Genomic DNA, 26,777 nt, shown 5'->3' with positions numbered 1-26,777 from the left:
TCTGAATCTGTATTCAGAACACCAACGCAATTTCCGCGAGAATGGTTGCGCAGCGATGAAACCAATGGCGCACCTCGTCTCAAAGCATCTCCGGCACCACCATATCCGGCGGGCGCACACCGTTGCCGAAATTGCAGATGTTGAGCATCACCCGTTCCCCCATCTCGATCCGCCCCTCGACCGTCGCCGATCCCATATGCGGCAGAAGCACAACATTGGGCAAAGCCCGTAACCGCGGGTTGATCTGGTGCCCGTGCTCGAACACATCGAGACCCGCTCCGCCGATCTCCCCCGCGCGAAGGCCACGGGTCAGGGCGTTTTCGTCGATCACCTCACCCCGAGACGTGTTGACGATCACCGCCGTGGGTTTCATGAGCTTCAACCGCCGCGCATTTATCAAGTGATAGGTCGCGGGCGTATGCGGGCTGTTGATCGAGAGAATGTCGATGCGCGACAGCATCTGGTCGAGACTGTCCCACCAGGTCGCCTCAAGCGCTTCTTCCGTCTCCGGACGCAGCCGATGACGGTTGTGGTAATGCACCGAAAGGCCAAAAGCCTTCGCACGCCGCGCCACCGCCTGACCGACCCGACCCATGCCGAGAATGCCAAGACGTTTGCCACCAAGTCGCTGTCCGAGAAAAGCCGTCGGCGCCCAGCCCCGCCAATCTCCAGACTGCATCACCGCAAGCCCTTCGGGAATACGCCGGGTGACGGAGAGAATCAGCGCCATGACCATGTCGGCCGTGTCTTCGGTCACCACATCGGGTGTGTTCGACACCATGATGCCGCGCGCCTGCGCCGCCGCCACGTCGATATGGTCGAGCCCCGCACCGTAATTGGCGATGAGCTTCAAACGCTCCCCGGCCTGCGCCAGCATCTCGCCGTCGATCCTGTCGGTGACACAGGGCACGAGCACATCGGCCCGGCTCATGGCGGCGATCAAAGCCTCCCGACCGAGTTTGCGATCCTCCTGGTTGAGTTCCACATCGAACAGCTCTTTCATCCGGGCTTCGACCTGTTCCGGCAGGGCCCGCGTGACGACGACCTTGAGACGCTTCTTGCCTGTGGCCTCTTTACCTGTGACATTGCCCATGATCGCGACCTCACTCCCTTTCTTTTTCTGTCCCATACTGGCAAACTCGATTGCATCCCGGCAAGGCGTAAAGGATAAGATCGGGCATGACAGGCAAGGCGACAGGCGTATCACGCGGGCCTGCCACAGAGCGGGCAAATCGGGTAGGCGACAAATCGGGTTGGCAATGATGAACAGTGGTCGATTTCTTGCGGGACAGACCCTGATCAAGGCGGTGATGCTTTGCATGCTGTTGCTGGCGCCCCTTGCGGGACAGGCGGCGGACAACCCGACCCGTGGTCAGGTGACCAACTTGCCTCTGCCACGCTTCGTCTCGCTCAAGAGCGACAAGGCCAATGTGCGGCGCGGGCCGTCGCTGTCGCACCGCATTGACTGGGTTTTCGTCCATCGCGGCTACCCGCTTGAAGTCATTGCCGAATACGGCCACTGGCGACGGGTACGCGACATCGAGGGCGCAACCGGCTGGCTGCATTATTCTCTGATTTCCGGGGTGCGGACCGCGCTCGTGATGGACGACAGTATCGACCTGTTTTCCCGCCCCGATCCTACCTCCCGACTGAATGCGCAGGCGGAAAAAAACGTCATCCTGCGCCTTCTCGAATGTGATGTCTCATGGTGCAAGGTCTCTGCCGACGGGCAGAAAGGCTGGGCGTTGAAATCCGGGCTCTGGGGAGTGCGTCCGGATGAAATTCTGGAGTAACTCCGATGGAGCAGATCAAGTCCCCCCTCGCGGCCCGTAACATCCCGCCGGGGCTCAAATCCTGTGTGATCCACGGCTATGGCAGTTGGCATGAAGCCCTCGCGCAGGGTAGGCATGATTTTTTCACACGGCTGACGCCAATGCTCGCCGGCAAGGGGCTGTCGACCTATCTGGTCGAAGGCAATTCCCGAACCTCCCGTGCACTTCTGGAAACCGATCATCTCCACATCATCGTCGGCGGTCCCGCGATGTACGGACCGACGATCCTGCACGCCTCCCCCTCCTATCTTTGGGGCTTCTGGTATTTCGACGAGCTCGGACATGGCAAGGACAGTTCCCTGCGTTTTGCGCAATATTGCCCCGATCCGGAACGGCGCGAAGCGGCGGAGTATTTCTTCAACGGGGTCACCGGCTACATGCTGCGCGAAAACGTCTCCAAGCTGCGTCAGGAGCCGCGCATGGATGCGCCTCTGCGACCGGCGACCGCGACGATTCTGTGTCAGCCCCGTGAGACACAGGTACCGGGGTCGGCTTATCTGACGACCGAACAGATGATCGCCACGGCGGCGAGTTTCGACCGCGATGCGCTGGTTTACGTCAAACCGCACCCGCATCAAAGCAAGCAGGGACGCCGACAAATCCTCGAATTTTGTGCAAACCATCCGAATGTGAAACTTTCAGATGCTTCGCTACATGATCTGATCGAGGCCGCCCGAGTCGTGATCACACAGAATTCTTCCGCCGGTTTCGAAGCGCTGATGCAGAAAAAGCCGGTGATCACCTGCGGCAAAAGCGATTACTGGCACGCCACGCTGACCCCACGCAATGTGGTCGACCTCAGAACGGCGATCGAGTTCGGTCCCGAAACCATGGCCGATTTCGATTACGAGGGATATTTCCACTGGTTTCTCGAACGTCACTGCCTTGAGCCCGTCAAGGACAACTTCACGACCCGGGCCTGGGCGCGGATACGTGACAAGCTGATGCTGGACTAAGCCCACGATCCGGGGCATGACGGGGCCATGCAGGAGAAACATCTGAATCTCTCGGCAGGGATCGCCTCTGTCAGTGTTGCGACCATTCTGGTGATCGCGAAAATCTGGGCGCTGAGTGCGACCGGATCGCTGTCGATTGCCGCCTCTCTCGCGGACAGCGCGATGGATTTTCTGGTGGCCTCGGGCGGATTGCTGGCGATCTGGTATGCTTCGCGTCCACCCGATGAGGACCACACCTTCGGGCACACCTCCGCCGAGGATCTCGCCGCTCTGGGTCAGTCGATCTTCATCCTCGTCTCGGGCGGTGTCATTGCCGTCACCTCCGTGCGCAGACTGTTGTCCCCGGCACCGCTCGAAATGACCTCGGAAGCCATCGGTATCGGCGTCATGACCCTCTCCATTGTCCTGACCATTGCACTGGTCCTCTGGCAGAAACACGTGGCGCGCCGCACCCGTTCCAAAGTCGTCTCCGCCGACAGCCTGCATTACCTTGGCGATCTCGTACCCAACATCGGCGCCATTGCCGCGCTGCTCGCCTCATCGGCATTTGGCTTCGACCGGCTCGACAGTGTGGTGGCCCTCGGCGCCGCGGCGATCCTTGTCTTCGGTGCGCTCAACATCGGTAAAAGCGCCTGGGATGCGCTGATGGACCGTGCGGCCCCTCAGGAAATGGTCGATGAGATCGGGGAAATGGCGCAACACTACCCCGGCGTCTATGCCTATCACGATCTGAAAACCCGCATGGCAGGGTCCAAACCCTTCGTGAACATTCACATCGAGGTCAATGGCGATCAGACCCTGCGCGAGGCGCATGCAATCTCCGCCGGGCTGAAACGCGTCATTCTGGAAACTTATCCCGACGCAGAAGTGATCATTCACAAGGATGTCGCGGGCGAGGCGGATTAACCGCTTCGCGCTTGAGTATTCAGACCATCGGAAAACCTTCACTCGGCGGCGAGAAGCCCACGGCCCTTGAGCAACGCCTCTACGCCGGGCATGCGGCCCCGAAAGGCTTTGTAAAGCTCTTCGGCATCTTTCGAGCCGCCCCTGGAAAGGATGTTTTCCTCAAGGCTTTTCGCCATGACCGGATCGAAGGGCGAGGTGTCCTCGAACGCCTCGAAGGCATCCGCATCCATCACCTCCGACCACATGTAGCTGTAATAGCCCGAACTATAGCCATCGCCGGAGAACACATGCGAGAAATGCGGCGTCGCATGGCGCATGGTGATCGCATGCGGCATACCGATCTGGACAAGCGTTTCCGCCTGCGCCGCCATCGGGTCTTGCGGCGCGGAGCCGTCGTGGAAATCGAGGTCGACCAGTGCCGAAGCGACGTATTCGACCGTGGCAAATCCCTGATCGTAGGTCTGCGCAGCGAGCAGCCGCTCCAGCATATCGCGCGGCATCGGCGCGCCGGTTTTCGCATGCGTTGCAAACTCTTCGAGCACCTCGGGCACTTCGAGCCAGTGCTCGTAAAGTTGGCTCGGCAGTTCGACGAAATCGCGGGCGACCGAGGTGCCGGAGATCGACTCGTAAGTCACATCCGAGAGCATCTGGTGCAGCGCGTGACCGAATTCGTGGAACAAGGTCCGAGCATCGTCATAGGATAGCAAAGCTGCCTCGCCTTTCGGAGGTTTGGCAAAATTGCATACGTTGAGCACGATGGGGCGAATGTCTCCCATGAGTTTCTGCTGGCTGCGCATCGCGGTGCACCACGCACCGGAGCGCTTCGAACCGCGTGCGAAATAATCGCCTATGAACACCGCGATATGCTTGCCATCCCGCGTCACGTTCCATGCCCGCGCATCTGGATGATAAGTGGTCACATCGAGCGGCGTGAACTCAAGGCCGAAAAGCCGGTTGGCACAGGTAAAAGCCGCTTCGATCATCCGTTCGAGTTGCAGATAAGGCTTCAACTCCGCCTCGTCGAGATCGTGCTCCGCCTTGCGGCGCTTTTCGGAATAATAGCGCCAGTCCCAAGGTTCCAGATCGCCATTCACCCCGTCCTCCGCCATCATCTCCGACAGGATCGCGGCGTCACGCTCGGCCGCCTCTTTTGCCGGCTCCCAGACCCGCATCAACAGGTCGCGGACATGCTCCGGCGTCTTCGCCATTTCGGTTTCGAGCTTATAGGCAGCAAAACTCTCATACCCCAAAAGCTTGGCCCGCTCCTCGCGCAGCTCCAAAATCTCTTTCGCGATCTCACGGTTGTCGTTTGCATTGCCATTCTCGCCGCGCGCAGCCCAGGCACGGAAGGCCTTCTCGCGCAGATCGCGCCGCGGCGAGAATTGCAGGAAAGGTACGATGAGCGAGCGCGACAGAGTCACGACCGGTCCCTCGGCGCCCTTCTCTTCGCCCGCTGCCCGCGCCGCATCGACCACGAATTGCGGCAGCCCTTCGAGATCGTCCTCGGTCAGTTCCATGAACCATTCGCGCTCATCCGCCAGAAGATTCTGGGTGAACTGTGTCCCCAGTGTGGCAAGCCGCGATTTGATCGCCGCCATCCGGTCTTTATCAGAGCCTTCGAGCTTAGCCCCGGAACGCACGAAAGAGCGGCGGGTAAGCATTAGGACGCGCTGCTGTTCGTCCGTCGAATCAAGGATTTCCCGGTTTTGCCACAGCGTCTCGATCCGGTTGAACAGCCCCTCGTTGGCGGTGATTTCCGAACTGTAGGCCGAAAGTATCGGGGACAGCTCGCGCATCAGACTGTCACGCACGTCATTGGTGTCCGCCCCCGCCATGCCGTAAAACGCGCCCAGCACTTTCGACAGGGTCGCATCGGCCATTTCCAGCGCCTCGATCGTGTTGAAAAATGTCGGAGCCTCGGGATTTTCCGCGATCGCCTTGATCGCCGCCCGTCCCTCTTCAAGCGCGGCCTCAACGGCAGGTTTGACATCCTCGTCGCGCAAATCCGCGAAGGGCGGCAGGTTGAACGGTGTGTTCCACTCGGACAGGTAAGCGTTGGTCATGCGTGTCTCCTTTGGCGACAAAGCTATGCTTCGCAGGCGGTAAGGGAAAGGGCTGTCACGCGGTTTTTAATCGTGATGTTTGTGGCCACAGATCGGACAATCCTCACGCCGCTTGACCCGGATGCTCCGCGTCTCGGCATAAAGCGCATCATGGATGATCAGTCGTCCCATAAGCCCCTGCCCCGCGCCGGTAATTTCCTTGACCGCTTCCATAGCCATCATGGTCCCCAGGATTCCCGGTAAAGGCGCCGCAACCCCCGCCTCGGCGCAGGTGGGCACCATGCCCGGCGCAGGTCGCTCAGGGAAGACACATTGATAGCAAGGTCCATTTTCATGGGATTTATAGGTGCTTATTTGACCTTCCCATTGCGTGATCGCCGCCGCGATCAACGGCTTGCCATATGTCACACAGGCACGGTTCACCAGATAGCGCGTGTCGAAATTGTCGGTGCCGTCGAGCACCAGATCGTATTCGGCCACCAACTCCATGCAGCTCTCATCGAAAGCGCGATGATAGGGGCGGACTTCGATAAACGGGTTCTGCGCTTTCATTGCCTCGGCGGCGGAGTATACCTTGGGCTGACCCAACCGCGCATCCGTATGGATCACCTGACGTTGCAGATTCGAGGTCTCAACCACATCGGGGTCGATCACACCGATCACACCGACCCCCGAGGCCGCAAGGTATTCCAGCACCGGTGCGCCGAGCCCTCCGGCTCCGATGACCAAAACCCTTGCATCTTTCAGCTTCCGCTGCCCCGGTCCGCCGATCTCGCGCAGCAGAATGTGCCGCATATAACGCTCAAGTTCTGCGGGACGGAAACTGTCGTTCGCGACTTCAGATTCTGTCGGTTGCGCGCGACGCCGCAGCGCCGAAAGCCCCGCGCGATAGGCCATGACAACCACCGCCGCCACGCCGATCAGAAGCCATTCGCCCGGAGACCCGCCCAAACTCATTCGCAGCGCATGCCCCTCGGGCAGCACAAAAAGCGCAAGAACGACTGCAAGATAGAGAGCCCCAATCATCGCCCAACGTGCCCGTGTCGGTGCGCCGGTCAGCCAACCGATCCCCCAGAGCACGGCGGCGATGATCAGAAAATACGTCATTTGCGCCCAGTCGAACCGAACCCGCCCACCCCGCGCAGGGTGTCGGTAAGACTTTCGACCACGGTATAATCGCCCTGCACCACCGGCGCGACGATCATCTGGCCGATGCGCTCACCATGAGGCACATGGAACGGCTCTTGCCCGTGGTTGATCAGAAGAATACCCACCGGTCCGCGATAATCCGCGTCGATCGTGCCCGGCGTATTGACCATAGAAATTCCGTGCTTGAGTGCGAGGCCCGAACGCGGCCGTACCTGCACCTCATATCCCGGCGGGATTTCCATCGCAAAGCCCGTCGGGATCAGCGCCCGTGCACCCGATTCCAATACGACACCCGCATCCCGCATCTCCGGCGGGAAATTCGCACGCACATCGCCCCCCGCCGCATGTTCGGTTTCATAGGAGGGCAGTTTAATCTCGGGATCGGCCCCGTCGAGCCACTGGATTCTGATTGCGACGCTCATATCTTCTCCACGATGTTTTCTGATGGCTCAAATACTCAATGCCCGGTCAGGATCCAGTCAGGTGATCGGCGATCCGGTGCGCAAGCTGGCGCGCCACCTCATCCTTGCCCATGCGCGGCCAGTCTTCGGCCCCGCGCTCGGTGATCAGGGTCACGGCATTCTCCGCCCCTCCCATGATCCCCGTGGCGGGCGACACGTCATTGGCGACGATCCAGTCACAGCCCTTGCGCTTGCGTTTGGCGGTCGCATGCGCGATCACATCGTCGGTCTCGGCGGCAAAACCGACCACCAGACGCGGGCGCCCTTCCATCATCTGGCTCACACGCGCCAGGATGTCGGGATTTTCGGAAAACTCCAGAACAGGCAGCTTTCCCTGCTCTTTCTTGATCTTCGATCCACTCTCGGACACCACGCGCCAATCCGCCACGGCGGCGGCAAACACCGCCGCATCGGCGGGCAAGGCGGCATCCACCGCCGCTTTCATCTCGCGCGCGGTTTCCACCGAAATCACCCGTACTCCACGCGGTGGCGGCACATCGGCGGGACCGGTCACGAAACTCACATCGGCCCCGAGATCGCGCAGCGCCTTGGCAATCGCCGTGCCCTGCGCCCCCGAGGACCGGTTGGCGATATAGCGCACCGGATCAATCGGCTCGTGGGTCGGGCCGGAGGTGACGAGGATATGCTTGCCCTTTAACGGCCCTTCGGTCAGCGCACTGCGAATGGCGGCGATGATGTCGGGCACCTCCGACAGACGACCGGGACCAAATTCGCCACAGGCCATGCTGCCCTCTTCGGGACCGACAAACAGCACACCATCGCTTTTGAGCGTCGACACATTACGCTGACAGGCGGGATGCTCCCACATCCGCACATTCATCGCAGGGGCGACCAGCACGGGTTTGTCCGTGGCCATCAAAAGCGTGGAGGCCAGATCATTGGCGAGCCCCCCCGCCATCTTGCCAAGAAGATCGGCGGTCGCGGGCGAGACGACGACCAGATCGGCGGCGCGAGACAGTTCAATATGCCCCATCTCCGCCTCATCCGTGAGGTCGAACAGATCGCGATAGACCTTCTCGGCGGCCAGAGCGGACACCGACAGGGGCGTCACGAATTCCTCGGCGGCTTTCGTCAGGACCGGCAACACCCGCACACCCTCTTCCCGCAGACGCCGGATCAGGTCGAGCGATTTGAACGCGGCAATGCCGCCGCCGATGATCAGCAGGATGGTTCGTCCGTTCAGCATGCCAGCTCTCCCTCGGGCGCGTTACGAGGATCGGTTCTAAGCCAAGCCCCGGCCTGAGACAATGCTCAGCCCCCGTCTTCGTTCCCATCCCCGGATGGAACCGCAAACCCCGCACAGGGATCGTCGCGCTCCACAGGCAGGGTGACCAGCCATAGATCATAGGGCGGGGTCTCTTCGGGCGTGTCTTCCAACTGCCCGATGGACAGGACACGCAATTCCGGGGCCGCCAGAGACAGGGCCGCAGGCATGCCCCAGTCGGTGCGTGCATGGCCGTTGCCGGTGATTACCGCGACGGGGCCGCCAGTGTCCTCATAAGCTTCGATCACAGTGCGGGAAAAGCCGGCATCGCGAAGCCGCTGCGCCTCGACCATACCCGACATCATATTCAGCGGCATCGCCGCGCAATGGGCCTCGAACTGAAGTGTTTCGCGTGCGGCCTGAACCTCCTCGGGCAAGGCGCGATCAAGCCCGTACCGCACCGCCTCCTCGCCAAAGCTTTTCGCCGCCCCTTCGGAAAACGCCGCGCGCACGGCCTCGCGCGGTAGGGCTGCACCATACACCGGAGCATCGCTGGCGATAAAAATACTGTAATACATGGAGAAATCCGGCCAGCCGGAACTTTCCCATTCCAGAACTGCCGCCAAAGCCGCCTCATCATTGCGCAGTTCCGGCGTAACAACCTTCGCCTGCTCCGGGCTCAACATTTCGAACACAATCGCTTTCGGCGCGAAAGCTGCAACCGCCCGCGTCTGATGTTCGTGATGGAACGGGTTGTCATGGATTTCGCCAAGAATCACGACATCCGCCGGGGGCAGGCTTTCAAGCGCCTCCGGCGTGATCTGATCCGAATAAACGGGGCTTGCAGTCAGAACGACCGCGAGGGCAATGATCTCTCTCATGAGAGGAAATGATGGACCTCACGGCGGTTCGTTTCAAGCATGGAGCGCATTTTCTGCAAAGCACCGGCCTCCAATTGCCGCACGCGCTCCTTGGAGAGAGACAACTCCTCACCGAGGCTTTCCAAGGTGCGCGGCTCATCTGCCAGCTTGCGCTCACGCAGAATAAAGCGCTCCCGCTCACTCAGCGTCTCCATTGCTTCGCCGAGCCAAGTCCTGAGTTGCGCCTGATCATGCGCCTCACCGACCATCTCGGCGGTGGTTTCGCCTTCATCGGCGAGGGTCTCGATCCATTCGCGCCCCTCTTCATCGCTGGATTGCTGGGCGTTCAGCGAGAAATCCGAGCCGGACAAGCGCCCGTCCATCATCTCGACATCGCGCAGCGGCACACCCAAATCCATGGCGATCATCTGCAACAGTTGATCGCGGTCAAGCGCCGCGCCCTGCGCCATTGCCTCGCGCTCAAGACGAGCCTGAACCCGGCGCATGTTGAAGAACAGCGATTTCTGTGCCGACGTGGACCCGGTCCGGACCAGCGACCAGTTGCGCATGACGTAATCCTGCACGGAGGCCTTGATCCACCACACGGCATAGGTCGAAAACCGCACGCCGCGATCGGGGTCGAATTTCTCGGCGGCTTTCATGAGCCCCAGCCCCGCCTCCTGAATAAGATCGCTCATCGGCGCGCCATAGCGTTTGAACTTCGCCGCCGTCGAAATCGCCAAACGCATATAGGCGGTGATCAGACGGTGCAGCGCCTGTTCGTCGCGCTGGTCCCGCCAGGCGCGTGCAAGCTGCATCTCCGTCTCCGCATCCAGCATTTCCGCTTTCATCGCCCGCCGCGGCAGGACATTGTCCGATGCAGTCACATCAAGTGCCATGGTCCCCTCCTGTAGGTCTGTGTGCGCTCTGGCTCTGGCTCAAAGGCGGATCCGATGACAGCCATTTGCGAGCGGTGGCTACTCCTGATACGCAAAGCCTAGCAAAATGGTTCCAAAATGGTTCTCACGATCATGTGCGCAAATATGACAGTCGTCCTTGGCGGCGCCTCTTCCGGAAAGTCCGATTTTTCGGAAAAAATATGTTTTCACAGTGGCTTGGAGAAAATCTACCTCGCCAGCGCACAGGCCTTCGATGAAGAAATGCGCACAAAGGCTGAGCAACACCGCACAAATCGCGGCCCCGACTGGTGCACAATCGAGGAACCCTTTGCCGCAGATCGGGTCATTTCCGAGGTCCGGGAGGGTCAGATTCTGTTGTTCGATTGTGCGACACTCTGGCTGACGAACCATTTTCTCGCGGATCACGACCTTGAGCGGGAGACGGAAAGCCTGCTCTCTGCGATCCGGCAATGCCCCGCGCAAATCGTCGTCGTGTCCAATGAGGTCGGACTTGGCATCGTGCCGGAAAACGCTCTTGCCCGCCGGTTTCGCATTGCCCAAGGCGCGCTGAACCGGAGGCTCGCCGAAGAGGCGGGCACGGTGGTCGGGGTCATGGCGGGGCTGCCTTTCGTACTCAAGGGCGCGCTGCCGGAGGGGCTGTTGTGAGCCGCCTCTGGCTGATCCGCCATGGACCGACCCATGCGAAAAGCTTTGTCGGCTGGAGCGATCTCCCCGCCGATCTCTCCGACCATGCGGCCATCGCCCGGTTGGAACAGGCCCTGCCGCAGGTGCCGGTGATCTCATCCGATCTGAGCCGAGCCGTGGACACCGCCAGCGCGATTCAGGCTGCGCGCCCCCGCCTGCCCCACGACCGACGCTTGCGGGAGACACATTTCGGCGACTGGGAGTTGCTGCAATGGTCCGAAATCGAGGCCCGCGATGGCGATCTGGCGCGTCGGGTGTTCGAAACGCCGGGTGACGTGGCGCCTCCGGGCGGCGAAAGCTGGAATACATTCTCCGCACGGGTTCACAATGGGATTTCGGCCCTGTCCGGCGAAACCATCGTGGTGGCGCATATGGGGGTGATCCTGGCCCTGCTGCAAAAGGCCCTGCGCTGTACCGCCTTTGAAGCGCTCGCTCATAAGATTGATCCGCTGTCCTGCACCCTGATCGACTGTCCGGAAGGCCTGTCAGGCCCGTGGTCCTGCACGCAAATAAATCACAAATATTGATAATTTATGTTACAAATATGAATTTTTATGATGATAAAAAGCCGCCTACCCTGCCTGTACCATCAGGAGGTTCCCATGTCTTATGATCTTTTCATCGGCGATAAAAGCTTTTCAAGCTGGTCCCTGCGCGGCTGGCTCCTGTTCGAGAAATTCGACATCCCGTATCGCGAAATCATGGTCGGACTTTATGCCGGCACGATGAAACAGGACCTCACGCCGCTCTCCCCCGCCCGCTTCGTGCCCACCGCCTGTACGCCCGAGGGCTGGGTCATCGGCGAAAGCATCGCGCTGGCGGAGACCCTCGCCGAACGCCATCCCGAAGCGGGTCTCTGGCCCTCCGATCCGCAGGCCCGCATCTATGCCCGTTGGCTGGTCGCCGAGATACACGCTGGCTTCTCCGCCCTGCGCTCCGCCTGCGCCATGCAGCTATTGCACCGCTATCAAGGATTCGAGGTGAGCGCCGAGGTTCAGGCGGATCTCGACCGGCTGGAACTCGTCCTCGGTCATGCCTTCGACCGTTTTTCCGGCGAGGGGCCTTGGTTGTTCGGCGCCTATTCCGCCGCCGATGCTTTCTACGCACCGGTTGCCGCCCGGATCGCGGGCTATGGCCTGCCGGTCTCCAACCGTCTTGCCGCCTATGTGAACGCACACCTTGCCGACCCGGCCTTTCAGAAATGGCGCGCGGACGGGTTGACCGTCACTTACGATCCCGTGCCTTATGCGCTCGACCTGCCGACTGCCCCATGGCCCGTTGAAATCTGACCTGCCACGCGAGAATTCCGCACCACGACGAAGCCCCGTTAACCATTTGCTAACCACGTTCGCGGTAGCACGGGTTAACATTCGTTAACGGGAGTTTCAGACCATGGTCGCACGGACCTTTTCCGTCGCATTCGAGGGCGTCGAAGCGCGGCGCATCGAGGTGCAATGCGCCATTGCTCCGGGTCTGCCGAGCTTCACCATCGTTGGTCTGCCGGACAAGGCTGTTACCGAAGCGCGCGAAAGGGTCAGGGCTGCGCTCGCCTCCATGCAGATCGCCCTGCCCTCCAAGAAACTCGTCATCAACCTCTCCCCCGCCGACCTTCCCAAGATCGGTTCGCATTTCGACCTGCCTATCGCGATAGCCATTCTCGCCGCCACCGGCCTGATCCCCGAAGAGAAGGCCGCTGAGACCCTGTCCTTGGGAGAACTGGCCTTGGACGGCTCGCTCGTGGCGGTCAATGGCGCACTCCCCGCCGCACTGAAAGCGGCAGAGCTGAACTGCGTGCTTGCCTGCCCAGAGGGCTGTGGGGCCGAGGCCGCCTGGGTCGGGGCGACCCCGGTTTACGGCGCCAAAACGCTGGCGCAGCTTTTGCGGCATTTCACCGGGGACCGCCCTCTGCACGAGGCCCATCCCGGCGAAATCACCCTCCCCGATCACACCCGCGACCTGCGCGACGTCAAGGGGCAGGAAAAAGCCAAACGCGCGCTGGAGATCGCCGCCGCAGGTGGGCATCATCTCTTCATGGTCGGCACGCCCGGTTCCGGCAAATCCATGCTGGCCGCGCGTCTGCCGACGATCCTGCCCCCGCTGTCGGCGCAGGAAGCGCTGGAAACCTCAATCATTCACTCGCTTGCGGGACTTCTCGACGAGGGTGGCATTTCCCGCGCGCGGCCCTTCCGGGAACCGCATCACACCGCCTCCATGGCCGCCATTGTGGGCGGAGGGCGTGGCGCGCAACCGGGCGAAATCTCTCTCGCCCATAATGGCGTTCTGTTTCTTGACGAACTGCCCGAATTCCCCCGCCCCGTTCTTGAAACCCTGCGCCAGCCGATCGAGAGCGGCGAAGTCATGGTGGCGCGCGCCAATGCCCATATGCATTACCCGGCGCGGTTCATGCTGGTGGCTGCGGCCAACCCCTGCAAATGCGGCTATCTGCCCGACCCGGAGCGGGCCTGCGCCAAGGTGCCGCTTTGCGGCGAGGAGTATCTCGGGCGGATTTCCGGTCCCTTGATGGACCGGTTCGATTTGCGCCTCGACATGCCGCCGGTGCAGTTTCAGGACCTCGACCTGCCACCCTCCGGCGACAGTTCCGCCACCGTCGCCGCCCGCGTGGCCGAGGCCCGCACGCTTCAGACGGAGCGGTTCGAGGGCACAGGTTTTCGGGTGAATGCCCAGATCGAGGGACGCCAGCTCGAAGAGATCGCAACGCCCGATGCCGAGGGGCGGGAGCTTTTGCAAAAGGCCGCCGAACGCCTCGGGCTTTCGGCGCGGGGCTATCATCGGGTCTTGCGCGTGGCGCGGACCATCGCCGATCTGGCCGGAGACATGGACATTCGCCGCCCGCATCTGGCCGAAGCCTTGAGTTACCGGGTGGTTGCAGGGCTGCTCAATTGAGCGCCTCAATGAACTGCCCCGTCTCCTCAATCGCCTGACGCGCCTCCGGGAACAACCCGTCGAACATCTGCCAGACATGCGGCGCACCTTGGGTCACACTCAGCCTCACCTCCGCCCCTTCGTGGCGCAGATGATCGGCCATACGGATACTGTCATCGCGCAGAATTTCGCAATCCGAAGCCTGCAACAGCACCGGCGGACAGTTCGGGAAGGATGCAAAAAGCGGTGAGACATTCGGGTTTCGGGGATCGCTGTCACCAAGAATCATTCCGATCAGTTCCTCAGCACGCATGGCCGGAAAAAAGTGATCGCGCGTCGCGTTTTCCGTCATCGACGGACTCGAAAGCGTCAGATTGGTGAAAGGCGACCAGCCAAGGCACCGGCGGGCGGCGTTCCACGCATGCAAAGCCCGGACAGAAGCGTAAGAGCCAAACCACCGCCAAGCACGATGTCCCCCGGCGCAAAACCGGAGGAGATAAGCGCCTGCCAGATGATTTTCGCATCCTCGAAAGCCGCGGGCAGGGGGTGCTCGGGAGCCAGCCGATAGGCCGGAAGAAACACGGACCGCCCCGCGCATTTCGCAAGCCGCCAGGCCAGGCGTTTATGGGTATGCGGGCTGCCCGCGACATAACCGCCACCATGGAAAAACAGGATCACGCGGGAAGCGTCGCAACCCGGAGGGCGAATCCACATACCCGGAAGCCCCGGCACATCCCGCGTGACCTCCGTATCGCGCGGCACGAACAAGGTGGCCTTCGCCGTCAGGTCCACCCCTTCCCGCAGCGGCACCGGATTTTGCGCGTGGCTGAATGCGGCCTTCACGATGGGGCTCAACGCCCCCGCGACCAGCCGCATTCTGAGGCTCATGCGCGCTTTGCCTCGATCGCCTGCCAGATGATTTCCGCCGTGTTGGTGCCGTCGAAACGTTCTAGCTCCTGAACCCCCGTCGGCGACGTCACGTTGATCTCGGTGAGGTAGTCGCCGATCACGTCGATACCGACGAACACCTGACCTTTTTCTTTCAGAAGCGGCCCGATTTTTGCGCAAATCTCCAGATCGCGCTCGGTCAGGCCAATTTTCTCAGGCCGCCCGCCGACATGCATGTTCGAGCGGGTTTCTCCCGCCTGCGGCACCCGGTTGATCGCCCCTACAGGTTCGCCATCGACCAGAATCACCCGTTTGTCGCCGTTGGACACGTCGGGCAGAAATTTCTGCACGATCATCGGCTCGCGCGACATGGAGGTGAACAACTCATGCAACGACGACAGGTTGCGGTCGTTCGGATCGAGCCGGAACACCCCCGCCCCGCCATTACCGTAAAGCGGTTTGAGAATGATATCGCCATGTTTGGCCTTGAAGGCGCGGATGGTTTCCAGATCGCGGGCGATGGCGGTGGGCGGTGTCAACTCCGGAAAACGCAGCACGAGCAGCTTCTCGGGATAGTTGCGCACCCAGAACGGATCGTTCACCACCAGAGTGCCGGGCGTGATCAGCTCCAGCAGATGCGTGGTCGTGATATACCCCATGTCGAACGGTGGGTCCTGCCGCAGCCAGACCACATCGTAATCCGACAGGTCCACTTCGGTCATTTCCCCGAGGCTGTAGTGATCTCCCTCGACACGACGGACTTTGACCGGCCAGCCGCGTGCGGTGACACGACCCTCCTGAAACGCCAGATGCTCCGGCGTGTAATAGAACAGCTCATGTCCGCGCTTTTGCGCCTCTTCCATGATCCGGAACGTGCTGTCGGCATTAATGTTGATCGGACCGATCGGGTCCATCTGGATCGCGACTTTCAAGGGCGCAATTGTCGAAGGCAAGGGTTTATCTCCCGGAACTAAAGCGTTTCTCAAACACTTGAGGCACTCACTTTTGAGAAACGCCGCGACTTCATTATCTGCGGCAACGTTTTCCGCCAAGCCTGAAGCAGGCTCAACGAAAACCGCTTTGATTTCCCTTTAGATGGACCAGCCCGGCTTCGCATTCAATGAGAATGTCCTGTGCGCAAGGTCACATGCACTTCCTCACATCAGCGCATTCTCAAGGCACGCGACCTCGCCCGCCCCGTTCACGAGCGCAACGTCGATCCGCATCGGCGTCAGAAGCCCCTTTGGCAGGCGCCCGATATAATCCTCGGCACTGACACAAAGCCGGGCCTGTTGCCTTGCACCGAGTGAGGCGCCAGCCCGGCCATGGGTTTTCGAGGCTTTCACCTCGACAAAGACGATGTCTTCACCCCGTTGAAAGATCAGGTCAATCTCCCCGCCTGCCCCTCGCCAGCGGCGTTCCAATAGCGCATAGCCTCGCCGTTCGTAGTTTCGCGCCACACTTTCTTCCGCTGACAAGCCGAAGTGATAGGCCCGCTCCCCGCGTGCACGACGTGAATTATCGGTGTCTTCTTCGGACATACCGCTTCACTTCCCGGTCATCGCAAGCGCCATCTGATACACATCCCGTTTCTTTAACCCGTGTTTCGCCGCCACCTCATGGGCCGCATCCTTAACCGACATCTGACCCAGCGCCTCCGCCAAATCCGCTTCGAGATCCGCCTCTGAAACCTCTTCCGTCTCCGCGCGTCCGACCAAAAGGACGATCTCGCCCTTCACCGGCGCGTCGCGCAGGCTTTCTTCCAATTCCCTGAGCGTACCCTTGCGCACCTCCTCGAATTTCTTGGTCAATTCCCGACACAGCGCCGCCGGACGGTTCTCCCCCAGAGTGTCACACAATTCTCCTAACGTTCTGTGAACGCGCTTCGGGCTTTCGTAAAAACCGAGCGTCGCGGGAACGGTGGCAAAGGAGGAAAAGAATTTCAGCCGTGCCCCTTGAGAAGAGGGCGGAAACCCCGCGAACAGAAAACGATCCGAGGGCAGGCCGGAGATCGTCAGAGCCGCGATCATCGCGGACGGTCCCGGCGCGGAGGTCACGGGGATGCCACGCGCAAGGGCCTCCCGACAGAGCGCAAATCCCGGATCAGCCACCAGAGGCGTACCGGCCTCCGATGCATAAGCCACGGATTTTCCCTGTTCCATCAAGGCAATAAGACCGGGTCTCGCCTGCGCCCCATTATGGTCGTGATAGGCGATCACATGACGCCCGTTCAACGGAATGCCGTGGATTTCCATCAGCTTGCGCAGACTGCGGGTGTCTTCTGCGGCAAGAACATCGGCGGAGGCCAGCAGATCGAGCGCCCGTAGCGTGATGTCACGCGCGTTCCCGATGGGCGTGGCGAGAAAGTAAAGTCCGGCGGGAAGCTGCTTGGCTTGATAAATCACTGGTCTCTCGGTTTTTTGCGGCGTTTACTCTTGGGAACGTGTCGCATAGTCTGCCCGCTAAATCGCGTGGCCCTTCGTGTCGCGTCCGTGTTTGCCGTCAGGAATGAGGTTTCCCCATGTTCGCCGTTCTGCGCGCCGCCCGCAAGTCGCTCGCCAAATTCGCGCTTGGCCTGTCCCTTCTGGGCCTTGCCGCCTGTGATCCGGGTGCACTCCCGGTCGGAGGCGGCCCGACGATCAACACCTCGAAACCGGTGCCCGTCGCGCTGCTCGTGCCATACGAATCAGCCAGCGCGGGGGACGTGGCGCTCGCAACTTCACTCGAAAACGCCGCTCGTCTGGCGATGGCCGATCTCGGCGGCGTGACCATTGACCTGCGCGTCTACCCGACCGGCGGACAGGCCGAACGCGCCTCCGCTGCCGCATCTCAGGCCGTTGCCGACGGTGCGAAAATCATCCTCGGACCGGTATATGGCGGCTCCGCCAAGCTCGCGGGCATCCCGGCGGCCAATGCCGGAATCAATGTGCTGTCCTTCTCGAACAACCCCGACATCGCGGGCGGCAACGTCTTCATCCTCGGACCGACCTTTGAGAACACTGCCAACCGGCTGATGTCCTATGCCCGTGCCAACGGCAAGGGCCGTATCATGGTGGTAAACGGCAACAGCGCCGCAGAAAACGCGGGCGCTGCGGCGATCAAGGCCGCGATCTCGCGTCAGGGCGCAACCCTGGTCGGGGAACAAAGCTTCGAGATGAGCCAGCAGGGCGTGGTTCAGGCGATCCAGCCGATTGCTTCCAAAGCCCGCAGCACCGGTGCCGATGCGATCTTCTTCACCTCCGGCAATGACGGGGCTATGCCGCTTCTGGCGCAGATGCTGCCGGAAAACGGCATCAAATCGCCCAACCCGCAATATATCGGGTTGCAGCGCTGGAACGTCCCGGCGTCGGCCCTTACCCTGCCCGGTCTGCAAGACAGTTGGTTCGCCATTCCCGATCAGCAGTTGACGGCCAATTTCTCCGGCCATTACAGCGCCACCTACGGCCAGCCGCCCCATGCGCTCGCAGGTCTCGCCTATGACGGCATCGCGGCCATCGGTGCGCTTGTAAAAGCGGGCGATCAAAACGCACTGACCACACAGGGCCTGACCCGCAACTCCGGCTTCGTCGGCGTCAACGGCATCTTCCGCCTGCGCACCAACGGCACCAACGAACGCGGCCTCTCCATCGCGACCATTCAAAACAATCAGGTGATCGAGATTGACCCTGCACCAAGAGCCTTCGGTGGCGCCGGGTTCTGACACCCCGGCGCTTGCCAGTTTTCTACCAAGCCCACCCGGCACTTTGATCTGTGCTGAAGACGCGATTTTCGACGTCGCCGAAGTGGCAGCGCAGCTCGAGGCGTGCTGGGAGGACACCCCTGACGCCGCCGCCTTGCGCAAGGCCACGGTCAAGGTTCTGAACGCCGCACAGGAACGCGGTCGTGCCGCCATTGCAAGTGCCATGACGGAAGCGCCGCGCAACGCCCGCCCTGCCCTGCGTGCCTATGCTTGGCTTACCGATTGCCTCGTCACAACGGTGCTTTTTACCTCCATGACCCGGCTGCATCCGAATCCGAACCCGTCAGAGGGAGAGCGCATCGCGGTTCTGGCCGTTGGCGGTTACGGGCGTGGGGAGATGTCGCCCTATTCCGACGTCGATCTCCTGTTTCTTGCGCCGCACAAGATCACCGGCTGGATCGAAAGCGTGGTGGAGAGCATGCTCTACATGTTCTGGGACCTGCATCTGAAGGTCGGCCATTCCACCCGCACGATCCGCGATTGCATCCGGCTCGGGCGCGAGGATTTCACCATCCGCACCGCCATGCTGGAACTGCGGTTTCTGGCGGGCAACCGCAAACTCGCCACACAACTCCACCAACAGCTTCGCGACGAGCTGTTCCGCAACTCTGCACGCGAGTTTATCGAAGCCAAGCTTGAGGAACGCGCCTCCCGACATCGCAAGCAAGGCGGGCAACGCTATGTGGTGGAACCGAACATCAAGGAAGGCAAGGGCGGGCTTCGTGACCTGCACACGCTGTTCTGGATCGCGAAATACGTGCACGGGGTGCGCAATGCCGCCGATCTGGTGAAGGCGGGCGTCTTCACCCCGGAGGAGTTTCGTCAGTTCGAGGAGGCCGAGACCTTCCTGCACGCGGCGCGCAATGCACTACACCTGATCGCCGGGCGTCCGATGGACCAGCTCACCTTCGACATGCAGGTCGAGGTGGCCGAACATCTGGGCTATATCGACCATTCCGGCCGCCCCGCCGTCGAGCATTTCATGCAGGATTACTTCCGCCATGCCACCCGCGTGGGTGAGTTGACGCGGATTTTCCTGACCTCGCTCGAAGCGCAGCACGTCAAGCAGGAACCCGCGCTTCAACGTCTGTTCAAGCGTCGGCGCAAGATCAGCAGCCAGTACGAACTGGTACACAACCGGCTCAACGTGCGTGATCGCCAAGCCTTTCTTTCCGACAAGCTCAACCTGCTGCGCGTCTTCGAAGAGGCTCTACGCACCGGCTATCTCCTGCACCCCGACGTGATGCGACTGATCTCGGCCAATCTCGGTATGATCGACAACGAGATGCGGGGCGATCCCGAGGCGCAGCGCATTTTCATCGACCTGCTCTTGAAACACGGCAACCCGGAACGCTCGCTGCGCCGGATGAACGAGTTGGGCGTCTTGGGCGCTTTCATCCCGGAGTTTCAGCACATCGTCGCGATGATGCAGTTCAACATGTATCACAGCTATACGGTGGACGAGCATACCATCCAGGTGATTTCCAACCTCGCGGAGATCGAGCGCGGCGAGCTGGAAAACGCCCTGCCCTTGGCCTCGCGCATCCTCAAGGGGGGCGTGAACCGTCGGGTGCTTTACATCGCCCTGCTGCTGCATGACATCGGCAAGGGGCGCAACGAGGACCATTCGGTGATCGGCGCGCAGATCGCGCGCAAGGTTGCGCCGCGTCTGGGATTGAAGCCTGCCGAATGCGAAACCGTCGAATGGCTGGTGCGTTATCACCTTCTGATGTCCGACATCGCCCAGAAACGCGACATTGCCGATCCGCGCACGGTGCGCGATTTCGCCAAGGCAGTAAAGACCCGAGAACGCCTCGATCTCCTGACCGTGCTTACGGTCTGCGACATTCGCGGCGTTGGCCCCGACGTGTGGAACAACTGGAAAGCGACGCTGATACGCAACCTGCACACGCAGACCGCCTATGCGCTGGAACACGGGCTCGAAGAAATCAACCGCGATGCCCGCGAGGGCGAGGCCAAGAAGGAACTGCGCTCGCGCCTCGCGGACTGGAGCGCCGCCGACAAGCGCACCGAAATTCAGCGTCATTACAGCACTTACTGGCAGGGCCTGCCCTTTGCCGCCCACGAGATTTTCGCCCGTTTGCTGCGCGACATCCAGGCCGACGAGATTCGCATAGACCTGCATCAGGACGAGGATCGCGACGCCACCCGCGCCTGTTTTGCACTGGCCGATCACCACGGGATTTTCTCGCGTCTTGCCGGGGCACTGGCGCTCGTCGGGGCCAACGTCGTGGATGCACGCACCTATACCTCGAAAGACGGCTATGCGACTGCCGTGTTCTGGATTCAGGACAAGGACGGCAACCCGTTCGAGACCGCCCGCCTGCCGCGTCTGCGCCAGATGATCGACAAGATTCTGCGCGGAGAAGTGCTGGCCCGCGATGCACTCAAATCCCGCGACAAGATCAAGAAGCGCGAGAGCAAGTTCGACGTGCCGACCTCGATCTCGTTTGACAACGAAGGCTCGGAGATATTCACCATCATCGAGGTGGACACGCGCGACCGGCCCGGCCTTTTGTACGACCTGACGCGGGTTTTGGCCGAAAACAACATTTCCATCGTCACCGCCCAGATCGCCACCTACGGCGCGCAGGTGGTCGACGTATTCTATGTGAAGGACATGTTCGGGATGAAACTCCATGCCGAATCCAAGCGCAAATCGCTTGAGAAGAAACTGCGCGAGGCCATCGTGACCGGCGCGAAACGGGCCCATTCCGAATGAAACCGATTCGCCTCGTCCGGGGCTTTGTCACCGTTGGCGGCTGGACTCTTCTGAGCCGTGTCCTCGGCTTTGTCCGGGATGCTCTGATCGCCGCCTATCTCGGCGCGGGTCCTGCCGCAGAGGCCTTTGTCGTAGCTTTTTCCCTCCCGAATATGTTTCGCCGCTTTTTCGCCGAAGGGACTCTGAACGTCGCCTTCGTGCCGCTCTTCGCCAAGAAATTCGAGGCCGAAGAAGATGCAAAGGGGTTTGCCGAAAACACGCTGTCGGTTCTGACCACAGCGCTCATTGTCCTCACTCTTCTGGCAACGCTGTTCATGCCTGTTCTGGTCGCCGCCATGGCGGCGGGGTTCATCGGCGACGAGCGCTTCGATATGGCGGTGGATTTCGGACGCATCGCCTTTCCTTATGTGCTTTTCATCTCCATGGGGGCGCTGTTTTCCGGCATTTTGAACGCCACAGGTCGTTTCGCCGCGGCCGCTGCCGCGCCCGTGCTTCTGAACATTGTGCTTTCCGTCGCCATGGTTGGGGCCGCGAAACTCGGTCTACCAGTGGATCGGGCGCTGATCTGGGCCATCCCGGTGGCAGGCATCGCCCAACTTGCCGTGGTCTGGTATGCCGCTGCCCAAATCGGCTTCAACCTGCGTCCGCGGGTGCCGCGGCTGACACCGGAACTCAAACGTCTGCTGATCCTTGCCGGGCCTGCGGCCCTCGCAGGTGGTGTCGTGCAGATCAACCTTCTGATCGGCCGTCAGGTCGCATCGTTTTCCGAAGACGGCGCGCTTCAGTATCTCAATCTTGCCGACCGGCTCTATCAACTCCCCCTCGGCGTCGTCGCCATCGCCATCGGCATCGTGCTTCTGCCCGATCTGTCGCGGCGCTTGCAGGCCGGGGACGGCGAGGGGGCACGCTATGCCTATAACCGGGCTTTCGAATTCGCGCTTTTGCTGACCGTACCCGCCGCCATGGCGCTGATTGTCATTCCCGAACCGCTGATTTCCTTCCTGTTCCAGCGTGGCGCTTTCACTCCCGAGGATGCGCACAAAACGGCGCTGGCGGTGATGATCTATGGTCTCGGCCTGCCCGCCTTCGTGATGCAGAAAGTGCTGCAACCTCTGTATTTCGCCCGCGAGGACACCCGCAGCCCCTTCCGCTTCGCACTCTACGCCATGGTGATCAACGCAGTCGTGGCGATCGGCCTGTCTTTCGTCATTGGCTATCTCGCCGCCGCCGTCGCCACGACGTTTGCCGCCTGGGGCATGGTCGCGCTTTTGTGGTTCGGTAAGAAGGGTATGGGCGACGAAGTCCATGCCGATGCCCGGCTGATCCGCCGCACACCGCGCATTCTGATCGCCTCTCTGCTGATGGGCCTGCTCCTTTGGGGCAGCGAAATCGGACTATCTCCGGTGTTCGAATTGTCCCGGGGGCTGGGGACGCTCCTGCTCGTTGCCATCGGGATCGTCGGTTATTTCACCATCGCCCACCTGATCGGCGCGGTGCGGTTCGTCGAATTGAAAGGCTCGGTGCGGCGCGGCGGCTGAAAGCGCTTCACCTCCCGCGCACCAACACCTCGCTACCCTTTACCCCGCATTAAGGTTAATCAGGTTAACCTTAATGCCTGTTAACGAACTGTTCCGGCAAAGCATTCGACACGACCGCCAGCGCGCTCACCTCTGCCGAAGCCGTGCGACGATCCGCCCGAATGCTCCCGGCACCAGAAGTCCCGCGACGACGAATCCGGCAACAAACCCCGCCAGATCGGCCACCCAATCGGGAGAGCCACCGAACAGCAGGCCATAGACCAGTTGCAGCCCCATCAGAAAACCGATCAGGGTGAAGGCCCGCATCCGGTTCTGTTGCATCGCACCGAGACCCAGCCAGAGGATGAACGTATAGGCGCCGATAAAACCGTAAGCCGCCGGATAGGCCCCGGCCAGCGGACGCTCGACGGTCAGCAACAGCCCATAGGCCAGAGACCCCGCGAGCGTGGAGACGACGAAGATGATCAACACGGCAAGATTGCCAAAGGTCTCCCCCACCATCTTGCCCAGCGCCAGAATGAACACCATCGCCATCAACGCATGGGTCATCGAGAAATGCACGAATGCATAGGTGAAGAAGCGCCGCACATGCTCGAAGGGCCAGAGGCCGAGACTGCGCATCTGCTCGAACACCGAGTCGTAGAAACCGAAATCCTGAATCGCCGTATTGCGCCAACCGATTGCATCGGGACCTCCGACAATCCCGAAGGACCCGATCTGGAACAGCAGTTCGACCGCGCCCAACACCAGTGCAATCGCCACAACCATCGGCGGCAGAGCGTTGAACGGTGCCTCGGGACGGGAATACTCGGGATCATCGGACATTGAACGGGCCTTTCCTTGACGCTCTCGCCCCGCATAGGTAAGCCACGATCACCTATTAATCCAGTGACGGAGTTCCAGATGGACAAGCCTGCCTTTACCCCCCGCGTCTTCTCGGGGATCAAGCCTTCGGGCGGGCTCACCCTCGGCAACTATCTCGGCGCGATCAAACGCTTCGTGGATATGCAGGGCGGTGAGTTCGAAACCATCTATTGCGTGGTGGATATGCACGCGATCACCGTCTGGCAAAGCCCCGAGGACCTGCGCCACGCCACCCGCGAGGTTGCCGCCGGGTATCTCGCCGCGGGCATTGATCCTGACAAGTCGACCCTGTTCAACCAGTCCCGCGTGTCGGCCCATGCCGAGCTTGGCTGGCTGTTCAACTGTGTCGCGCGCGTCGGCTGGATGAACCGCATGACGCAGTTCAAGGACAAGGCGGGCAAAAATGCCGAAAACGTCTCTCTCGGTCTCTACGCCTACCCATCGCTCATGGCGGCCGACATCCTCTTGTATCACGCCACCCACGTCCCGGTGGGCGAGGATCAGAAACAACACGTCGAACTGACCCGCGACATCGCCAACAAGTTCAACCACGATTACAAGGTCGATTTCTTCCCGGAATGCACCCCCGTGATCGAAGGCCCGGCGATGCGGGTGATGAACCTGCGCGACGGCACCAAAAAAATGTCCAAATCAGGCGAGAGCGACATGGAACGCGTCAACATGACGGATGATGCGGACACCATCGCCAAGAAGTTCAAAAAGGCCAAGACCGATCCCGAGCCGCTGCCGGAAGAAATGGAAGGGCTTGCGAACCGTCCCGAGGCGCGCAACCTTGTCAATATCTACGCGGGTCTCGCCAATATGACCGGCGAAGAGGTTCTGGCGGAATACGGCGGTCAGGGCTGGGGCTTTTTCAAACCGGCGCTCGCCGAGCTTGCGGTCGAAAGACTCGCGCCGATCTCAACCGAGATGGCGCGCCTGATGAATGACCCCGCAGAGATTGACCGCATCCTCGCCAAGGGCGCGGAAAAAGCGAAAAAGATCGCCGATCCGATCCTCGACAAGACGTTCGAGATTATGGGGTTCGTTCGCTGAACGCAGCGATCCACCAATAGAAAGGGCGCCCGAGTGAGGCGCCCTTTTCGTTTCCTTTGTGCCGAAATACTCAGATCAGCTTCACCTGCGTCCCCACGGTCACCCGGTCGTAGAGATCGACGATCTGCTCATTGTAAAGCCCGATACAGCCGTCCGAGGACCGCCGCCCGATCTTGCGCGTGTCATGGGTGCCGTGGATACGGTAATATTGCCACGACAGGTAGAGCGCCCGCACGCCCAGCGGGTTTTCCGGTCCCGCAGGCACCGTCACCGGCAGGCTCGGATCGCGTTCTCGCATCGAAGGCGTCGGCGTCCAGGTCGGGTTCTTCACCTTCTTGATCACCGAGGTATAGCCACGCTTCGTGAGGTCTTCCGAGATCGGGACCGATGTCGGGTAAAGCTTGTAGCCCCCTTCCGCGTCCCAGAAATGCAGCGCGCGGCTCACCGTGTCGGCCACGATCGCCCCTTGCCCCAAGGCTTCGAAGTGATCACGCCAGTCGATGGTGCGAAAGCTCGAAATGTTGTTGCGTGCGTTTTGCGGGGCCTTGGCTTCTTCCGGCAGGGTCAGGCCAATCTCCTGGGCCAGCGCCGTGCGGGCCAGAAAAGGTGTGGCAAGCGTAGCGGCAATAAAACTGCGTCGCTTCATCGTGCTCATGACATCGTCCTCTATACTTTTTTGTGCGTTTCGGGAGTTCCCGTCGAATTGCCCCGAATGAACCTCAGCCCGACCGTTCAGCACAAATCACGAAGGAGTTAACCCGCCTCCGGAACCGCAATCGCGGCCACAATGTCACATAAGGGATTCAATCTCCCCGTATTGAAAGGATGCAGGTCATCAGAATCAGGCCCGTCCCCGCCCGAGGCGCTTGCCCTTACGCGCCCGATGCCTGCGAGCTGATCGTTTTTCCCCGACAGATCAGATTCCATACGACCCCCGGCCTCGCGCCGGGGGTTTCTCTTGTGGTCCACCGTGATCCGCGACACGCGCGCCGCTTGCGTCCGGCGTCCCGCTCGGTCATCATCGCCCCAGACCGGCACAGATGTGTCCAAGACCGAGGCCAGAATGCGCAAGTTTCTCGTCATCCTCGATGACAGTCGTGAATGTCTCAACGCCATGCGCTTTGCCGCCATGCGCGCGGCCAAGACCGGTGCGGGCGTCACCATCCTGTCGATCATCCCGCCGGAAGAGTTCAACCACTGGATCGGGGTGGCCGATCTGATGCGTGAGGAAACCCGCGAGCGCATCGTCGCCCATTACGAGGTTTTCGCCAAATGGATGCGCGACCGCCAAGGCATTGACCCCGAACTGGTGATCCGCGAAGGCGAAGCGGTGCATGAGATTCTCTCCCAGATCAAGGAAGACCCCTCTATCGGGGTTCTGGTTCTGGGGGCGGGCACGGAGAAATCCGGCCCCGGCCCGCTGGTCACCGCGATGTCGAAACAGGCGGGTTTTCTGCCAATCCCGATGACGCTCGTGCCCGGTGAGATGTCGAAAGAACGGCTGGAGGCCGTGACCTGATGCCGATGCCCTGGACTTATCGCCACTCGGAAAAGGAATTCAAATCTTTCCTGAGTGACGCCAAGGACCGCATGGGTCATGTCATGGAGAGCGACAACATGACCTACACCGCCGTGGACGGGGTGTTGCAGTGTTTTCGCCGCCGTCTGACCCCGCCACAGGTGATCGCATTCGGCGATGTCATCCCGTCGACGCTGCGCGCCATGCTGGTCTACAACTGGCGGGTCGATGCCGTACCTCTGCCTTTCGGCAGCCGGGCCGAGATGATCCGGGAGGTGCAATCGGTCCGCAAGGAACACAACATCACGCCGCTCAACGTGATCGAGGCCACCGCTTACGCGCTCTGGCGGCATTGCAACCACCGCGACCTCGAACGAGTTCTGGTGCAGATCGGTCCCGAAGCGGTGACATTCTGGCACGTTCCCGGAGCCGCGCCCGGCGATCTTGAACAGCGGATTATTTGACGCTATTATTTAGAACCGTTCTAAATA

Annotated in this window: 27 protein-coding genes; 13 read left to right on the top strand and 14 right to left on the bottom strand. The window is 61.0% G+C overall.

Annotated elements, in window-relative coordinates:
* Nucleotides 1-79: 79 nt before the first annotated feature.
* On the bottom strand, nucleotides 80-1,093 hold the full coding sequence (locus C8N42_RS12955) for a 2-hydroxyacid dehydrogenase (RefSeq protein ID WP_107816993.1): 1,014 nt from the start codon (nucleotides 1,091-1,093) through the stop codon (nucleotides 80-82).
* Nucleotides 1,094-1,310: 217 nt separating this feature from the next.
* Between C8N42_RS12955 and C8N42_RS12950 the strand changes: the two genes are divergently transcribed.
* From C8N42_RS12950 to C8N42_RS12940, 3 genes are read left to right on the top strand one after another with little or no spacing between them, the layout of a single operon-like run.
* Nucleotides 1,311-1,793: an SH3 domain-containing protein gene (locus C8N42_RS12950; RefSeq protein WP_425430526.1), complete on the top strand. Its 483-nt coding sequence runs from the start codon at nucleotides 1,311-1,313 to the stop codon at nucleotides 1,791-1,793.
* Between the two features lie 5 nt (nucleotides 1,794-1,798).
* Entirely contained in the window at nucleotides 1,799-2,788 is a 990-nt protein-coding gene (locus C8N42_RS12945; RefSeq protein ID WP_107816991.1) for a capsular polysaccharide export protein, LipB/KpsS family, read from the top strand.
* Nucleotides 2,789-2,815: 27 nt separating this feature from the next.
* On the top strand, nucleotides 2,816-3,694 hold the full coding sequence (locus C8N42_RS12940; protein ID WP_107816990.1) for a cation diffusion facilitator family transporter: 879 nt from the start codon (nucleotides 2,816-2,818) through the stop codon (nucleotides 3,692-3,694).
* 38 nt (nucleotides 3,695-3,732) lie between these two features.
* Here C8N42_RS12940 and C8N42_RS12935 read toward each other — a convergent pair whose 3' ends face one another.
* The 6 genes from C8N42_RS12935 to C8N42_RS12910 all read right to left on the bottom strand — a co-directional run bounded on the left by C8N42_RS12935 (nucleotide 3,733) and on the right by C8N42_RS12910 (nucleotide 10,351).
* Nucleotides 3,733-5,757, bottom strand: coding sequence for a M3 family metallopeptidase (locus C8N42_RS12935; protein ID WP_107816989.1), 2,025 nt, complete (start codon nucleotides 5,755-5,757; stop codon nucleotides 3,733-3,735).
* 66 nt (nucleotides 5,758-5,823) lie between these two features.
* On the bottom strand, nucleotides 5,824-6,864 hold the full coding sequence (locus C8N42_RS12930) for a HesA/MoeB/ThiF family protein (protein WP_107816988.1): 1,041 nt from the start codon (nucleotides 6,862-6,864) through the stop codon (nucleotides 5,824-5,826).
* Nucleotides 6,861-7,328, bottom strand: a complete 468-nt coding sequence (gene dut, locus C8N42_RS12925) for a dUTP diphosphatase (RefSeq protein ID WP_107816987.1) — start codon at nucleotides 7,326-7,328, stop codon at nucleotides 6,861-6,863. Before dut ends, C8N42_RS12930 begins: the two co-directional genes overlap by 4 nt.
* Nucleotides 7,329-7,374: 46 nt before the next feature.
* Complete coding sequence (gene coaBC / locus C8N42_RS12920; protein ID WP_107816986.1) at nucleotides 7,375-8,574, bottom strand: bifunctional phosphopantothenoylcysteine decarboxylase/phosphopantothenate--cysteine ligase CoaBC; 1,200 nt, start codon at nucleotides 8,572-8,574, stop codon at nucleotides 7,375-7,377.
* A gap of 65 nt (nucleotides 8,575-8,639) precedes the next feature.
* Nucleotides 8,640-9,473 (bottom strand): ChaN family lipoprotein, encoded by an 834-nt coding sequence (locus tag C8N42_RS12915; protein ID WP_107816985.1) that lies wholly within the window; start codon nucleotides 9,471-9,473, stop codon nucleotides 8,640-8,642.
* Nucleotides 9,470-10,351: an RNA polymerase factor sigma-32 gene (locus tag C8N42_RS12910; protein WP_107816984.1), complete on the bottom strand. Its 882-nt coding sequence runs from the start codon at nucleotides 10,349-10,351 to the stop codon at nucleotides 9,470-9,472. The genes C8N42_RS12915 and C8N42_RS12910 overlap by 4 nt, the downstream gene beginning before the upstream one ends.
* Before the next feature lie 144 nt (nucleotides 10,352-10,495).
* On the opposite strand from C8N42_RS12910, the gene cobU reads away from it, so the two are divergent.
* The 4 genes from cobU to C8N42_RS12890 all read left to right on the top strand — a co-directional run bounded on the left by cobU (nucleotide 10,496) and on the right by C8N42_RS12890 (nucleotide 13,960).
* Nucleotides 10,496-11,017: a bifunctional adenosylcobinamide kinase/adenosylcobinamide-phosphate guanylyltransferase gene (gene cobU / locus C8N42_RS12905; RefSeq protein WP_245890116.1), complete on the top strand. Its 522-nt coding sequence runs from the start codon at nucleotides 10,496-10,498 to the stop codon at nucleotides 11,015-11,017.
* Nucleotides 11,014-11,583: a histidine phosphatase family protein gene (locus tag C8N42_RS12900; protein WP_107816983.1), complete on the top strand. Its 570-nt coding sequence runs from the start codon at nucleotides 11,014-11,016 to the stop codon at nucleotides 11,581-11,583. Before cobU ends, C8N42_RS12900 begins: the two co-directional genes overlap by 4 nt.
* Nucleotides 11,584-11,658: 75 nt before the next feature.
* Nucleotides 11,659-12,345, top strand: a complete 687-nt coding sequence (locus C8N42_RS12895) for a glutathione S-transferase (RefSeq protein ID WP_107816982.1) — start codon at nucleotides 11,659-11,661, stop codon at nucleotides 12,343-12,345.
* Between the two features lie 103 nt (nucleotides 12,346-12,448).
* Nucleotides 12,449-13,960 (top strand): YifB family Mg chelatase-like AAA ATPase, encoded by a 1,512-nt coding sequence (locus C8N42_RS12890; protein WP_107816981.1) that lies wholly within the window; start codon nucleotides 12,449-12,451, stop codon nucleotides 13,958-13,960.
* Here C8N42_RS12890 and C8N42_RS22080 read toward each other — a convergent pair.
* From C8N42_RS22080 to rsmI, 5 genes are all read right to left on the bottom strand, one after another.
* Entirely contained in the window at nucleotides 13,953-14,291 is a 339-nt protein-coding gene (locus tag C8N42_RS22080; protein ID WP_281261415.1) for an alpha/beta hydrolase, read from the bottom strand. The genes C8N42_RS12890 and C8N42_RS22080 overlap by 8 nt on opposite strands.
* Before the next feature lie 17 nt (nucleotides 14,292-14,308).
* Nucleotides 14,309-14,827 (bottom strand): alpha/beta hydrolase, encoded by a 519-nt coding sequence (locus C8N42_RS22075; protein ID WP_107816979.1) that lies wholly within the window; start codon nucleotides 14,825-14,827, stop codon nucleotides 14,309-14,311.
* Nucleotides 14,824-15,759, bottom strand: coding sequence for a glutathione synthase (gshB, locus tag C8N42_RS12875; protein ID WP_107817034.1), 936 nt, complete (start codon nucleotides 15,757-15,759; stop codon nucleotides 14,824-14,826). The genes C8N42_RS22075 and gshB overlap by 4 nt, the downstream gene beginning before the upstream one ends.
* Nucleotides 15,760-15,984: 225 nt before the next feature.
* On the bottom strand, nucleotides 15,985-16,368 hold the full coding sequence (locus C8N42_RS12870) for a YraN family protein (protein ID WP_107816978.1): 384 nt from the start codon (nucleotides 16,366-16,368) through the stop codon (nucleotides 15,985-15,987).
* A gap of 6 nt (nucleotides 16,369-16,374) precedes the next feature.
* Nucleotides 16,375-17,232, bottom strand: a complete 858-nt coding sequence (gene rsmI / locus C8N42_RS12865) for a 16S rRNA (cytidine(1402)-2'-O)-methyltransferase (RefSeq protein ID WP_107816977.1) — start codon at nucleotides 17,230-17,232, stop codon at nucleotides 16,375-16,377.
* Nucleotides 17,233-17,348: 116 nt separating this feature from the next.
* On the opposite strand from rsmI, the gene C8N42_RS12860 reads away from it, so the two are divergent.
* Genes C8N42_RS12860 through murJ form a run of 3 tightly spaced genes read left to right on the top strand, consistent with a single transcriptional unit; the run spans nucleotide 17,349 to nucleotide 22,847 of the window.
* The gene (locus C8N42_RS12860; protein ID WP_107816976.1) at nucleotides 17,349-18,527 is read left to right on the top strand and encodes a penicillin-binding protein activator; all 1,179 of its coding nucleotides are present in this window, start codon (nucleotides 17,349-17,351) and stop codon (nucleotides 18,525-18,527) included.
* Complete coding sequence (locus C8N42_RS12855) at nucleotides 18,487-21,309, top strand: [protein-PII] uridylyltransferase (protein WP_107816975.1); 2,823 nt, start codon at nucleotides 18,487-18,489, stop codon at nucleotides 21,307-21,309. Before C8N42_RS12860 ends, C8N42_RS12855 begins: the two co-directional genes overlap by 41 nt.
* Nucleotides 21,306-22,847: a murein biosynthesis integral membrane protein MurJ gene (gene murJ, locus C8N42_RS12850; protein ID WP_107816974.1), complete on the top strand. Its 1,542-nt coding sequence runs from the start codon at nucleotides 21,306-21,308 to the stop codon at nucleotides 22,845-22,847. The genes C8N42_RS12855 and murJ overlap by 4 nt, the downstream gene beginning before the upstream one ends.
* A 126-nt stretch (nucleotides 22,848-22,973) precedes the next feature.
* Here the strand turns inward: murJ and C8N42_RS12845 are convergent, their stop codons facing one another.
* Complete coding sequence (locus C8N42_RS12845; protein ID WP_107816973.1) at nucleotides 22,974-23,672, bottom strand: rhomboid family intramembrane serine protease; 699 nt, start codon at nucleotides 23,670-23,672, stop codon at nucleotides 22,974-22,976.
* A gap of 78 nt (nucleotides 23,673-23,750) precedes the next feature.
* Here C8N42_RS12845 and trpS point away from each other — a divergent pair, with 78 nt between their 5' ends.
* Nucleotides 23,751-24,767 (top strand): tryptophan--tRNA ligase, encoded by a 1,017-nt coding sequence (trpS, locus tag C8N42_RS12840; protein WP_107816972.1) that lies wholly within the window; start codon nucleotides 23,751-23,753, stop codon nucleotides 24,765-24,767.
* A gap of 70 nt (nucleotides 24,768-24,837) precedes the next feature.
* Here the strand turns inward: trpS and C8N42_RS12835 are convergent, their stop codons facing one another.
* Nucleotides 24,838-25,422, bottom strand: a complete 585-nt coding sequence (locus C8N42_RS12835) for a L,D-transpeptidase (RefSeq protein WP_107816971.1) — start codon at nucleotides 25,420-25,422, stop codon at nucleotides 24,838-24,840.
* A 408-nt stretch (nucleotides 25,423-25,830) separates the two neighbouring features.
* Here C8N42_RS12835 and C8N42_RS12830 point away from each other — a divergent pair, with 408 nt between their 5' ends.
* Both C8N42_RS12830 and C8N42_RS12825 read left to right on the top strand, forming a co-directional pair.
* Entirely contained in the window at nucleotides 25,831-26,286 is a 456-nt protein-coding gene (locus C8N42_RS12830) for a universal stress protein (RefSeq protein ID WP_107816970.1), read from the top strand.
* Nucleotides 26,286-26,750, top strand: coding sequence for a DUF2267 domain-containing protein (locus C8N42_RS12825; RefSeq protein WP_107816969.1), 465 nt, complete (start codon nucleotides 26,286-26,288; stop codon nucleotides 26,748-26,750). The genes C8N42_RS12830 and C8N42_RS12825 overlap by 1 nt, the downstream gene beginning before the upstream one ends.
* The last annotated feature ends 27 nt before the right edge of the window (nucleotides 26,751-26,777 follow it).

The sequence above is a fragment of the Celeribacter persicus genome (genome assembly GCF_003050785.1).
GTDB classification, from domain to species: domain Bacteria; phylum Pseudomonadota; class Alphaproteobacteria; order Rhodobacterales; family Rhodobacteraceae; genus Celeribacter; species Celeribacter persicus.
This window is presented reverse-complemented; position numbering and strand designations above follow the sequence as displayed.